Annotated in this window: 11 protein-coding genes; 8 read left to right on the top strand and 3 right to left on the bottom strand. The window is 42.0% G+C overall.

The features are described 5' to 3' along the window. Nucleotides 1-33: 33 nt before the first annotated feature. From mreC to B6N13_RS16850, 7 genes are all read left to right on the top strand, one after another. Nucleotides 34-837: a rod shape-determining protein MreC gene (mreC, locus tag B6N13_RS16880; protein WP_012069641.1), complete on the top strand. Its 804-nt coding sequence runs from the start codon at nt 34-36 to the stop codon at nt 835-837. Continuing rightward, a complete protein-coding gene (gene mreD / locus B6N13_RS16875) occupies nt 837-1,310 on the top strand; it encodes a rod shape-determining protein MreD (RefSeq protein WP_012069642.1) in 474 nt (157 codons plus the stop codon). The genes mreC and mreD overlap by 1 nt, the downstream gene beginning before the upstream one ends. 20 nt (nt 1,311-1,330) lie before the next feature. Beyond that, the gene (locus B6N13_RS16870) at nt 1,331-1,939 is read left to right on the top strand and encodes a Maf family protein (protein WP_169460052.1); all 609 of its coding nucleotides are present in this window, start codon (nt 1,331-1,333) and stop codon (nt 1,937-1,939) included. Continuing rightward, entirely contained in the window at nt 1,932-3,386 is a 1,455-nt protein-coding gene (rng, locus tag B6N13_RS16865) for a ribonuclease G (protein ID WP_012069644.1), read from the top strand. The genes B6N13_RS16870 and rng overlap by 8 nt, the downstream gene beginning before the upstream one ends. Nucleotides 3,387-3,403: 17 nt before the next feature. After that, nucleotides 3,404-7,222, top strand: coding sequence for a YhdP family protein (locus B6N13_RS16860; protein WP_169460051.1), 3,819 nt, complete (start codon nt 3,404-3,406; stop codon nt 7,220-7,222). Then, nucleotides 7,222-8,055 carry a carbon-nitrogen hydrolase family protein gene (locus B6N13_RS16855; protein ID WP_169460050.1) on the top strand — a complete coding sequence of 278 codons (834 nt, stop codon included), beginning with the start codon at nt 7,222-7,224 and terminating at the stop codon, nt 8,053-8,055. The genes B6N13_RS16860 and B6N13_RS16855 overlap by 1 nt, the downstream gene beginning before the upstream one ends. Before the next feature lie 231 nt (nt 8,056-8,286). Continuing rightward, on the top strand, nt 8,287-8,427 hold the full coding sequence (locus B6N13_RS16850) for a hypothetical protein (RefSeq protein ID WP_211172914.1): 141 nt from the start codon (nt 8,287-8,289) through the stop codon (nt 8,425-8,427). A 168-nt stretch (nt 8,428-8,595) separates the two neighbouring features. Here B6N13_RS16850 and B6N13_RS16845 read toward each other — a convergent pair whose 3' ends face one another. From B6N13_RS16845 to B6N13_RS16835, 3 genes are all read right to left on the bottom strand, one after another. Then, nucleotides 8,596-9,135, bottom strand: a complete 540-nt coding sequence (locus B6N13_RS16845) for a cyclophilin-like fold protein (RefSeq protein ID WP_169460049.1) — start codon at nt 9,133-9,135, stop codon at nt 8,596-8,598. A 42-nt stretch (nt 9,136-9,177) separates the two neighbouring features. Continuing rightward, the gene (locus B6N13_RS16840) at nt 9,178-10,383 is read right to left on the bottom strand and encodes an MFS transporter (protein WP_169460048.1); all 1,206 of its coding nucleotides are present in this window, start codon (nt 10,381-10,383) and stop codon (nt 9,178-9,180) included. Nucleotides 10,384-10,479: 96 nt separating this feature from the next. Next, nucleotides 10,480-11,586 (bottom strand): alpha/beta hydrolase, encoded by a 1,107-nt coding sequence (locus B6N13_RS16835; RefSeq protein ID WP_012069649.1) that lies wholly within the window; start codon nt 11,584-11,586, stop codon nt 10,480-10,482. A 267-nt stretch (nt 11,587-11,853) separates the two neighbouring features. Between B6N13_RS16835 and B6N13_RS16830 the strand changes: the two genes are divergently transcribed. After that, nucleotides 11,854-12,765, top strand: a complete 912-nt coding sequence (locus B6N13_RS16830; protein WP_169460047.1) for an AraC family transcriptional regulator — start codon at nt 11,854-11,856, stop codon at nt 12,763-12,765. The last annotated feature ends 56 nt before the right edge of the window (nt 12,766-12,821 follow it).

The raw sequence follows: 12,821 nt of genomic DNA, 5'->3' as shown, positions 1-12,821 counted from the left end.
ACCATTAAAAATTCGCTTCAGTATAGTGGCAAGGTGTCTAGCACTCGTTTTGTTGTGCTGGTTATTTTGTCTATGGCGATGATCATTGCAGATGTTCGTTACTCTGTTTTCTCACAAGCAAGGCCTTATTTGACCTTGCTTGTTACGCCTATTCAGGTTGTGGTGAATACGCCTCAGAAAATGCTTAATTGGGCTGGTGAACATCTTGCAAGTAGAGAAGGGTTGGTAAAAGAGAATCAATCCCTGCAAGCAGAAATTTTGTTACTGCGCAGTCGCCAGCAGCGTCTCGATTCCCTCCAAGCAGAAAATGTTCGTTTGCGCGAGTTGCTAGATGCTTCTCAACGTGTAGATGAAAAGATTGTTATGGCGGAAGTTATTGGTTTTGATCAGAATGCGTACAGTCATAAATTAATGATAGATAAAGGCTTTTCTTCTGGTGCCTACGTTGGTCAACCGGTTTTAGATGCAACTGGTGTATTGGGGCAGGTAGTAGAAACAGCGGCATACAGTAGTCGAGTATTATTGATTGCTGATGCGAGCCATTTTGTTCCTGTTCAGCTTACTAGAACAGGGTTTAGAGGCATTTTGAGAGGCACAGGAAACTTAAAACGTTTAGAGCTAATGAGTGTTCCTCGATCTGTTGATATTAAGAAAGGTGACATATTAACCACTTCAGGATTGGATAAACGTTTTCCAAGTGGCTACCCTGTAGGTGTCGTTAGAAGTGTTAAATACACGCAAGGTAAGGCTTATGCAGATGTAGATGTCGTTCCTTTAGCTCAGTTGGGACGTAGCCGTCATGTTATGCTGATTGAAAAGCCTAAGGCAGGGCGATAATGAAACCGATTTTTGTTTTTTGTATTACTCTGCTGACAGCTTTAATGCTTGAAGCCATGCCTTTTCCTGAAGAGCTTGTTTGGTTCCGTCCCGAATGGGCATTGCTGGTTATCCTTTATTGGGTTATTGCTTTGCCATTTCGTGTTGGCGTGGGCTTGGCTTGGTTTCTGGGCTTAATGGTCGATTTATTGCAGGGCGGCATAATTGGGCAACACTCGCTAACCTATGTCATTATTGCTTATACATGTGCTGTATTTTACAAGCGATTGCGAATGTATCATCGTTGGCAACAGGGCTTTTTTATCTGCTTGCTAGTCAGTATTAATCAGCTGCTTGATTTTTGGATCGATCACTATCTTGGTCATGCTGAGCCGACCTTAATGATCTTTATGCCTGCGGTTATTACTGGGCTATTATGGCCTTGGTCATTTATTATTTTGCGTAGCGTACGGCGCATTTATGCTATCCGTTAGGCCGTTTTTAGGGAAAGTTTATGCTTGTTTTGGCTTCAGCTTCGCCAAGAAGAAAAGAGCTACTTAGTCTCTTGGTGAAAGAGTTTGAGATATTGCCTGCCGATATAGATGAGACTCCAAATCATCAAGAAAAGGCTGAAGACTATGTTGTGCGTATGGCAACTGAAAAAGCCAAAGCGGCTTCATTGAAATATCAGCAGCACACAGACGTTAACGCGTCAGCCATTTTCATAGCCTCAGACACAAGCGTTGTGGTTGATGGTCGTATCCTAGGTAAACCCGCATCTCTTGAAGATTCCAGATCTATGTTAAGGCTGCTTTCTGGCCGCTCTCACCAAGTTATTACTTCTCTTTGTCTTTGTAATTTAGAATATGAGCATGTCGCAACAAAATGTGTTATCAGCGACGTACTTTTTCGTGAAATCTCAGATGTTGAAATAGATCAATATTGGAAAACTAATGAACCTAAAGATAAAGCTGGCTCTTATGGAATCCAAGGATTGGGGGCTGTATTTGTTCGCTCTATTTCAGGATCTTATTCTGCAGTCGTTGGGCTACCGCTTTATGAAACAGCGCAATTATTAACCCAATTTGGAATTCATTCACTAGAGGAAATGTCTCATGAGTGAAGATGTACTCATTAATGTTACTCCTATGGAGATTCGTGTTGCTCTAGTTGAAAACGGTGTATTGCAAGAAGTTTATATTGAGCGCTCAAGTCGTAAAGGGATTGTTGGTAATATTTATCAAGGTAAGGTGGTTCGTGTCCTACCTGGTATGCAGGCAGCTTTTGTAGACATTGGTCTTGAAAGGGCGGCGTTTATTCATGTATCAGAAGTCGTAAATCGTGATGCTGTTAACCCAAGTGATCAGATAGGTGATTATTTGCGTGAAGGGCAATCGCTTGTGGTTCAAGTGACGAAAGACCCTATTAGCTCGAAGGGCGCACGTTTAACCACTCACCTGTCTATCCCTTCTCGTTACCTGGTTTATATGCCAGATCAAGCGCATGTTGGTGTAAGCCAAAGAATAGAGGATGAAGTTGAGCGCGAACGTCTTAAATCATTGGTATCAGAAGCTCTAACGGATGCAGATGAAAACAGTGGTTATATATTGCGAACCGCTGCCGAACGAGCTAGAGAAGAAGAGATTCTTGCTGATATTAAATTTCTGACACGATTATGGCAGTCTGTTAAGCGCCGTATGCAAAATGCCAAAGCGCCTTCTATTATTTATGAAGATCTACCTTTGCATTTGCGTACTATGCGAGATTTAGTGGGATTAACAACGGAAAAAATCCGTATAGATTCTAAAGAAAACTACGCCAAACTTCGGGCGTTTGCCGAAGACTTCATACCTGAGTTGAGAGATCGTATTGAGTATTATCCAGGCGAGCGTCCAATTTTTGACCTGTACAGTGTTGAAGATGAGATTCACAAGGCATTAGACCGTAAAGTGCAGTTGAAATCTGGTGGTTATTTGTTAGTTGAGCAGACTGAATCAATGACCACTATAGATGTGAATACCGGTGCTTTTGTGGGCAGTCGTAATCTTGAAGAGACTATCTACAAAACCAATCTTGAGGCTGCGACAGCAATAGGGCGACAGCTCAGATTAAGAAACCTTGGTGGCATTATCATCATTGACTTTATTGATATGGAAGATGAAGAACATAAACGTCAAGTGTTGCGGATGCTCGAAAAAGTATTAGACGCGGATCATGCCAAAACCAAAATTACTGGTGTCTCTGAGCTTGGTTTAGTAGAAATGACTAGGAAAAGAACTCGAGAAAGTCTTGGTCAGACTTTGTGTGAGCCTTGTCGGTCCTGTCGTGGCAGTGGTTTGGTAAAAACGCCTGAAACCGTTTGTTATGAAGTATTTCGTGAAATTTTAAGAGCAGATCGTGCTTATAATTCGCAAACCTATACCGTATTGGCGGCAAGCACAGTAGTAGAACGCTTCCTTGACGAGGAAAGTGCTGCCGTTGCTGAATTGGAAGCTTTTATTGGTAAGACGATTCGTTTTCAAGTGGACTCTGTCTACACGCAAGATCAATATGATGTTGTTTTGCGCTAGCAAAAAAAGGCCTTAAGATGCGTTGGTTGTTGCGTAAACTGATCCTTTTTACTTTTTGGGGAGCAATTGCTTTCTCGGCATTGCTTGCTATTTTTGCTGTCAGTGTTGGGCAGTTGCTGCCTTATCTAGACCATTATCGTCCTCAAATAGAGCATAACCTTCAACAAATTATGGGCTATCCCGTTACCCTAGAAGAAATTGGTGGTCGCCTCGAAGGTGTTGATCCAACGGTTTCTATTAGTGGGTTTAAGTTGCAAGCAAATGGCCAATCTGCGATCACTGTTAATGAAATGCGAGTGCGATTAGATACGGTTAAGTCTCTTCTTACGTTGAGTCCTCAGTTCACCTACATTCGATTTGTGCGGCCTAAAGTTGGTTTGCAGGAAAGCGATGGTCAGTGGCGACTAAATGGCGCGACACCTTCGCGTAATGTCGGCAATGAAGTGGGTGTTGAGCGTGTTTTAGATTATTTATCCGCACAAAGAAATTTTTCTATTTATGATGCTGAATTGGCAGTTAACAGTGATCAATTTGGTCAACATTTAGTACGTATTCCTCATGTATACATATTCCAAAAGTCGTTTGAATCATTATTAACGTCAGAGCTTTATTTAGACGACTATGAATCACCTTTTCATTTAGATGCTCGCATTGATCAGACTCGTAGTTTGCTGAGTAATTATCGAGTTAAAGCATCGATTAAAGCGCCATTATTTTCCATCCCTTTAAATGATATGTTGCCAGATAATTCGTATTCGCTATCTTCTATAGAGTTTGGTGGTGATATTTGGTTGGATGCGTTAGTTGGCAAGGAACTAGAAGTCAGAACGGAGGCAACGCAGTTAAATGTGGCGTTTGATGATGGTCAGAAATACGAGGTGACATCCTCTATTAAGCTCCGATATTCTCAAAAGCATCCAAGTGTACGAGTGGATGTTCATGACATGCTCGTCAAAGATAAAGATGGCTTAAATTATCCGACAACAGATCTATCATTTGACTGGTCATCGGTGACGAACCGCTCGAATATCAGCTTTGCGCGAGCTGATTTAGGCTTAGCACATAAAATCGCGGCTCATTTTTTGCCTGAAGATACAAATGCATCAAAAATTTTGAACGGCCTTGACCCAAACGGAATGGCCAAAAATGGCTCTGTTAGCTTATGGCGCGAAAACGATGAATTGTCTTTTCAATTTTTAAGTAATCTACAGTCTGCTTCTATCAAAGGTTATAACGGTATTCCCAAGGCAAGTAATATTAATGCTGTGCTTAGCCTTTCGGATGAAAGTGGCTATGTCGATTTTCGTGGCAGAGACAGTGAAATAGCTTTCGATACTATATATGACGAGTCTTGGCGTACCAGCTTTTTGTCAGGTTATGTTAGCTGGCAGCAACAGCAAGATGTTTTCTTGGTCGAAGGTCGTGATTTAGTCGTCCAACGTAATGGCGCGAATGTAAGTGGTGGTTTTCGGTTAGAAGTGCGTGACACTGAACCTGATTGGATTGCATTGGATTTACATGGCAGTAATCTCTCGGTTACGGATCGTTTAACGTATCTTCCTCCAAAAGCTCTTAGTGATGATGTCATGTCATGGATAAAAGGGGCGTTTGCAGATACAGGTAAAGTAGACAATGTTGATGTCTTAGTTCAAAGCGAATTATCTGATGATGCTGAACCACATGTTCGTGTACAGTTAGATGTAAGTAATGCAGATGTGACGTTTGATGAAAATTGGCCTACAGCAACTAACGTAAATGGCTTTTTTGAATTTGATGAAGTTGGTGTTTCGGTTCAGGTCAAATCAGGTAATTTACTTGATTTACCTGTCAACAATTTATTATTAACGGTTCCTATTTCGAATGGCTCTGCTGATTGGTTAAACCTTAAAGGGAAGGTTAGTAATAACGCGCCGCTTATTTTAGCAACCTTGAGGGCAACTCCACTGGCAGACTCAGTTTTACAGCCATTTGCTAATTGGCAATTGGACGGTAAAGTCAAAGGTAGTTTTGATGTTGCCGTTCCCTTTAAAGAAGGCGCTGAACCAAAAGTGCAATTGGATCTTGATTTCAAAGACAACCTTTTAGCGATCAATGATATTGGCCTTTCTACCCACGTTACAAATGGGCACTTAAGCTATAGTTCAGAGCAAGGTATAACCAATTCAGAATTTGATTCTCAGGTCTTGGGCGGTTCATCACATCTTATACTATCGTCGGCTGTAGCATCTAACGGTGGGCTTGCTGTCTTCGGCGATTTTTCAGGTGACGTTGATGTAAAGCAGGTAGCAGCTTGGCAGAAATTACCAGAAGCAGCACTCAAAAAAGTATCTGGTAAGGCAGCTTATACTGGGCGCTTATCGGTTAATCAGTCGCAAGATGGTCAAGTTGATTTAGTGATTGATAGTGATTTGCTTGGTGCAAACATTAACTTGCCTGAGCCTGTTGGTAAAAATGCAGAAGAAGCTAAAGCATTGCGTATAAAAGTGATGCAGCATGAAAAAGATATTGTTATTGATGCGGATTATGCGACCTTGTCCAAGGCAAGGATTTTGCTGCAAGATAATGACTTTGCGGGTGGAGAGGTGATTTTAAATGGCGGAAAAGACCAAACTTTAAATGCTAAAATTCCTAAAGGATTGGTTCTAACCGGTGACTTTGATCGATTCTATGTTGAAGATTGGCAATCCGCTTTTACTGATTTATCCAGTGATGTATCAACATCCTCGGAAGGCGCTGAGGTTCCAGAAGTCCCTGAATGGCTAAGTAAAGTAGACCTAATTGTTGATGAAGTAATTGTTAATCCTAGTAATACTTGGCACAACTTTAAAGTCGCTTATAACTCGGCTACAAATAAGTCGTTATTCGTTAGTTCTGATGAAATGAACTTTTCTCTATTGAATAAAGATGGATCTCCTGATCTTCATTTTGGCTTTTTAAGTTGGAACACTTCACCAGCTGACCCTTCTGAGCCTGAATCTCAGTCATCGCCGATTTCAGCAAAACAAATTCCTAATATGACCTTGTCTGTTGATCAGCTATATTTTAATGAAAATCCTTACGGTGATTGGCAATTAGCTATTTCCAGAGAAGGTGATGTTGTTCGTATAGATCCTATTTCGTCTAAATTAAAAACAGGTAGTCTTAAAGGTAGTTTGTTTTGGCAAGACAAAGGAGACAATTCCAGTGTCGAGCTAGCAATGGCGGCAAGTGGTGCTGACCTAGCAGAATTGACGAAAAAGTTTTCGAATGATGCATTTGTATCCTCTAAAAAATATAAATTTGATGTCGGTTTGAGCTGGAAAGGGCATCCGTTCTACTTTGATCGTGAGTCTGTTTCGGGCCGTATTAGCTTCTCGGCTGAAGATGGTAATTTTAGTAAAGTAGATGAGTTACCGGCATTCTTAAAAGCATTAGGTATCTTTAATATTGGCGCGCTTAGTCGACGTTTATTATTAGACTTCTCTGATGTGTACGAACCAGGCTTAACTTATGACAAATTTAGTGGCACGCTTTCTCTTGATAAGGGAATTTTAAAAACCACATCACCAATTTCAATTATTGCTCCTTCAGCTGAGCTAGTTGTTGCTGGGGAAGCGAATATTGTGACTGAAACATTAAATGAAAAGCTGACCGCAACTTTTCCTTTAACAGGTACTCTTCCATTGGCTGGATTGTTATGGGGCACACCACAATTAGCTGGATTGCTGTTTATTACTGACAAATTAATCGGTGATCAGTTGTCAAAAGTAACCAGTGTGCAATACAAAGTAGAGGGCTCATTTAATGACCCTGTTATGACGCCGATCCGCTATCAACCATTAGAGAAAACGAAATAATGAGTACTTTATGTGTTGCTGCTATTCAATTAACAAGTAGGATAAGTTGGCAAGACAACGTACGAGAAGTGAAGCATCTTGTTGCTTCTGCAGTAAGAGACGGTGCTCGATTGGTTGTATTACCAGAAAACGTATTTTTGTTTCATGGTAAAGGAATGCGAAGCCTAGCTGAATCTGATGATCAGAACATCATATTCAAAGAAATATCAGCACTTGCTCAAGAACACTCAATCTATCTTGTGGTTGGATCACATCCTTCGCTATTAAGACCCAGCGGCGATCTGGTTGTAGATGAACGAGTAAGACAAACATGTTGGGTTATTGGGCCTGACGGTCTCTTGCATGAGCGCTATGATAAAATTCATTTGTTTGATGTAACCGTTGATGATAAAGCGACGTCTTACAAAGAGTCCGGAGTTATTGAACCGGGAGAGTTGGCCTTAAAAGTAATTGACGTAGATGGTTTTAAAGTAGGTTTGAGCATTTGTTACGACCTGCGATTTCCGGAGCTCTACCGAGAATTGACTAAGTTAGGCGCTGAAGTATTGTTAGTGCCAGCAGCATTTACTTATGTAACTGGAAAAGCCCACTGGGATATTCTTTTGGCCGCACGAGCGATCGAGAATCAGTGTTACGTTCTTGGCGTTGGTCAATGTGGTTGGCATAACGAAACCAGACAAACCTATGGTCACAGTGTTCTGTACTCTCCATTCGGCGAGCGTCTAGCTAATTTGGAAGAAGAGCCTGGGTATTTTGTTTTTAATATGACAAAGACGGCATTAAGTGATTGTCGACAAAAAATGCCTTGTCTTTCACACCGTAGACTCCCATAACAAGCCTTCTCCCAAGCATTCTTAAGACCTTTGATAGGGCATCAATTTTAAAATAATCACTATAGATTGTAGAAATATTAATTCAGATTATTTGCTTTTACCAAATCAGATATTCCCTGCTAAGCTTAATATTCCTGTTTGATTGGCCTGAGAATGGAGGGCTGTCTGATGTATCTACAAACTACACAAACCATAACACTACCAAGTACTATCTTTATCTCGGAGTCAGCCATGGCTAGTTACTATTCTCTAAGTGATGAATACGACGAATATGATGAGTATGACGAGTATGATGAAGGCGACGATGAATCATATTATGGTGATCCAAGTGATAGCGATGATGACTTCTGGGATGACTCAAACGACGATTGACTATTAGAGAACTGTCGATAAGCATTTTTAGTTCTTACAGGGTATTGTTGTTGCGCAACTTATTATACTAAGAGCCTCTGATGAGGCTCTTTTTTTATCTTTTTAGCCGTTTTTTCGTTGATCGATAAGCGTAGATTTATTGGAGTAACATCTAATAATCGTTAGACGTTACTCTTTGGAAAATGTTATCTGTACATTTCTCCACCCTAATTCTTGTGGTAGATTGGTAGCCTCTTCTATATGCCCAATACGTGTGTATGAGTATGAAGTATTAAACGTTTTATAGAAGACAACCATAGTGCGCGATCCCCATAACATTAGATCCCCGTTATTAATTGTGCCAGGTCGATAGGTATCAGTTGACAGTGCTTTTGGTAAATCGGCTTCCTTCTCGTTACTGTTCAGATCATCCATGTCTAGGGTTAGCGGTAACATAGCCGCAAATTCACGTGCCGCATCAGTGTCGGCTAAGGTCGCTGCGAAACGATGTTCTCCAATGGTTATCCATATGCGTGATTCCTCCGAGTTTATGGATGCTGGTTGAGCAGCGACAGGTTTTGTTGTTGACTGCGCTGTATAGCCTTTACCGATCGTCAGTAAAAGCAGCAATGAAAGGCCAACTCGCTTCAGAATTCTTACATGCTGACGGCCCGTAATTAAGATTGAAATGTTTGCTTTATCCGAATAGGTTTGAAAGGATTTATTCATAATAGGGCCCTCGTTATTTTATTTTGTATATAGATAGGTACGTTACTGTATTGGCATGCGAGACGCTTGAAACGTCAGAAAGGCGCTAATGAGTAAGACAGCAGCACTTGCAATAAAGGTGCTTTGGTAGCCGTCTGCGTCGAAGAGGATGCCGCCTATTGTCGAACCCAATGCAATGGATAATTGAACCACTGCAACCATCAGACCGCCGCCAGCTTCTGCGTTATGTGGCATTGCTTTCGCCAGCCAAGTCCACCAAGCGACAGGTGCAGCAGTTGCGAATAGCCCCCACATTGCCAGTAATAAAGCGACAGGTGCAACATCGCTTCCAGCCGGAATCAGCATTACAGCAATTGCTGCCATAAAAACGGGAATGCCAATAAGCAGACCATATAAAGTACGTTTTAGTATTGAGCTGATGATTAACGTACCGATAAACCCTGAAAATCCAATAGTAAGTAATAGAAGCGATAGTGTTGATACGCTGGTTTGTGTGACGGTTTCAAGGAAAGGGCGTAGATAAGTGAAGAGGGCAAACTGACCCATAAAGAAGGCGCCACATCCAGCCATACCATAGGCAACCGCGCGGCTTTTTAGTGCCTTGAGAATATTGCCGGAACCTGGTTCGCGTGCCTTTCCCTTCATAGAGGGTAATGCGATCCACTGCCAAATTAAAGTGATTAGTGCGATGGGAATGATAGCTAAAAATGCGCCTCGCCATCCTACGATAGAGCCCAAATAGCTGCCCAATGGTGCGGCAATTACTGTTGCCAGTGCATTGCCACCATTAAAAATGGCCAGAGCTTTAGGTACTTTGTTCGTTGGAACTAATCGAATCGCCATGGCGGCGGACATCGACCAAAATCCACCGATGACTACGCCGATGAGCGCACGACCAAGCATATAGGTCGGATAATTTGGCGCTAGCGCGACAATGCTTCCAGAGATCCCCATCAAGACTGTTAGCATCAGCATTAACTTTTTGCGGTCCATAGTGCCAATTAGCATAGGCAGTAAAAGGCTGGTTAGTACGGCAAAGGCGCCAGAAATCGCAATACCTTGGCCAGCCATTCCTTCTGTAATTTGTAAGTCGCTGGCAATGGGGGTTAGCAGACTAACAGGCATAAATTCGGACGCTATCAGCGTGAATACGCATAGCGACATGGCAAAAACGCCACTCCAATGAGCCGTGTTATCAGTCTTGTCTGTTGATGTTCCATCATGAATATCAGATGTGGTGAGCGCCATAGTTTTTTGTTACGCCTTGTTTTCTATAAAAAAAGCACCACGCGAGCCCAAAGAGCGCACATGGTGCAGAAGTTACTTTAACTATTCTGATTACGGTTAAGCTAGGTGTTGCTTAAAGAAGCTTGTTAGCTTGTCGAATGGGATGACATCCACTTGATCATATAAATCAACATGGCTTGCCCCAGGAATGATCATCATCTCTTTTGGTTCAGCCGCATTTTCATAGGCTGTTTTGCCCATATAAAGCGAATGTGCTTTTTCGCCATGGATGAACAAAACCGGACGAGGAGAAATTTCAGAGATATAGGTCAGTAAAGGCATGTTCATAAAGGATAGTGGCGTCGTCTGTGACCAAGCGTTACCAGAATTCACCGCACGTGGGTGATAGCCACGAGGTGTCATGTAGTAATCATGGTAGTCGACCATAAATTGCGGTTCGCCACCTTTTAATACGTTGTAGGGTGCTTGGTAAGCTGGAGAAGCTTTACCTGCATCTTCCCAACGTTGTTGGCTTAATTGTTTCAGTCCTTGTGTACGCTGTTCTAGGGTGACGCTGTCGTTATAGCCTTTTGACATGACTCGAGTCATATCATACATAGTGCTTGCTACAACTGCTTTGACGCGTTTATCGACAGCAACGGCATTTAATGCCATTCCACCCCAACCACAGATGCCTATCATTCCTATACGTTCACGATCCACATTGCCTTGCATACCAATGCAGTCTACTGCAGCGCTAAAGTCTTCTGTATTGATGTCTGGCGAAGCAATGTTACGAGGCTCACCACCACTTTCACCTGTATAAGATGGATCAAAAGCAAGAGTGACGAAGCCACGCTCTGCCATTATTTGAGCATACAGACCAGAAGATTGCTCTTTCACCGCACCGAAAGGGCCACCAACGACAATGGCTGGTAATTTGCCAGACGCATTTTTGGGTTGGTAAAGATCAGCGGCAAGGGTAATACCATAGCGGTTCTTGAACGTTATTTTTTTATGATTAACCTTGTCACTTTTGGCGAATTTTTTATCCCATTCATCGCTTAGTTTTATTGATGACTGAGCAAAGGTTTTGCCAGTAGTTAGAGAAGCAACGCCTAGTGCAACCATACCTGCGCCAGTTAGTTTCATCATATTGCGACGTCCCTCATCAGGAACATCCTTTTCAGTTAAAACATTTGTAATTTCAGTATGTTTATCCATGGTCATTCTCCAGATAAGTAAGTTAGGCAAAACGGTTGTCGATCACAAAGAGGCATTGAACATCGTCTTTCTGAAAGCATTCATTAGCATCTAGTTTTACAGCTCTGGGTATTTGGGGGTTAGCAGGATCCTGCCTGATTCTTGCCTGATACTCCTGAATGGCAGAATTTCACGTGACCTAGGGTAGTGCACTAATTATTATGGAAAGATCATATTTTGAAGATATTCAATGCGACTCAACGCACTCAAAAGACTAGAAGTAAATACATGAATAGAGATATCAGCAGCATACAAAAAGACTTGGCTAAGGCTATCGAAGAAAAAACAATAGGGCAGGAAGATTGCGCTACGTTAATCGAAAACCTATCTTTTTTTCGCCGAGAAGTAATAACGGAACCTTGTCCTTGCACGATTGAAGCAAGTGTTCTTTTTGTCGTTCAAGGCACTAAGCAGTTGTTGGTCGGGGAGCAAAACTTCATTTATGACACTCAGCATTTTTTATTGAACTCACTCGATTTGCCTGCAAGTTCACAAGTGCTCGATGCCAGTCCAGATCTTCCTTGCTTAGGGCTAATGCTCAAGCTAGATATGCTACTTATGGCAGATATTATTGCGCAAAATGGTATGCCTCCTCCTTATGAAGGTTCTATTAGTGGAAGCTCGGCAATAGGAACGGTTACTTCATCGTTATTGGAGCCTTTTACTCGTTTATTGGCTTTACTTGATGAGCCTGATGCCATAGCCACGTTATCTCCTCTCATTGTGAGAGAGATTCATTATCGACTGTTGAATAGTGATCTAGCGGGTCGGCTTTGGCAGATTGCCTCGACAGGTAGTCAGGCCCACAGAATTTCACGAGCCGTCACTTGGCTTAGAACACATTATGCAAAATCCTTTCAGATTGAAGAGTTGGCTGCTTATGTTCAAATGAGTAGCACCACTTTGTACCATCATTTTCGTGAACACACAGCGATGAGTCCTTTGCAGTATCAGAAATGGTTACGCCTGAACGAAGCGAAGCGCTTGATGCTAAATGACAGTCTTGATGCTTCAAGTGCAGCATTCAAAGTAGGTTACGAAAGTCCTTCTCATTTCAGCCGCGAATATGCTCGCCTCTTTGGGCAATCGCCAAAGCGACATATCGAAGTATTACGAAAAGGGGCTGAGTCTAATATTTGACGAATCGCCACGAATGTAAACAAATTTCGTCTGTTTTACCTGATCTTTGTCTAGAA

Source organism: Marinomonas sp. UCMA 3892 (assembly GCF_012726345.1).
In the GTDB taxonomy this organism is placed as follows: domain Bacteria; phylum Pseudomonadota; class Gammaproteobacteria; order Pseudomonadales; family Marinomonadaceae; genus Marinomonas.
This window is presented reverse-complemented; position numbering and strand designations above follow the sequence as displayed.

Bases quoted from the DNA above. Each gene is read 5' to 3' on its own strand.
- mreD (WP_012069642.1), top strand. From the start codon at position 837: ATGAAACCGATTTTTGTTTTTTGTATTACTCTGCTGACAGCTTTAATG.
- B6N13_RS16870 (WP_169460052.1), top strand. From the start codon at position 1,331: ATGCTTGTTTTGGCTTCAGCTTCGCCAAGAAGAAAAGAGCTACTTAGT.
- rng (WP_012069644.1), top strand. From the start codon at position 1,932: ATGAGTGAAGATGTACTCATTAATGTTACTCCTATGGAGATTCGTGTT.
- B6N13_RS16860 (WP_169460051.1), top strand. From the start codon at position 3,404: ATGCGTTGGTTGTTGCGTAAACTGATCCTTTTTACTTTTTGGGGAGCA.
- B6N13_RS16855 (WP_169460050.1), top strand. From the start codon at position 7,222: ATGAGTACTTTATGTGTTGCTGCTATTCAATTAACAAGTAGGATAAGT.
- B6N13_RS16850 (WP_211172914.1), top strand. From the start codon at position 8,287: ATGGCTAGTTACTATTCTCTAAGTGATGAATACGACGAATATGATGAG.
- B6N13_RS16845 (WP_169460049.1), bottom strand. From the start codon at position 9,135: ATGAATAAATCCTTTCAAACCTATTCGGATAAAGCAAACATTTCAATC.
- B6N13_RS16840 (WP_169460048.1), bottom strand. From the start codon at position 10,383: ATGGCGCTCACCACATCTGATATTCATGATGGAACATCAACAGACAAG.
- B6N13_RS16835 (WP_012069649.1), bottom strand. From the start codon at position 11,586: ATGGATAAACATACTGAAATTACAAATGTTTTAACTGAAAAGGATGTT.
- B6N13_RS16830 (WP_169460047.1), top strand. From the start codon at position 11,854: ATGAATAGAGATATCAGCAGCATACAAAAAGACTTGGCTAAGGCTATC.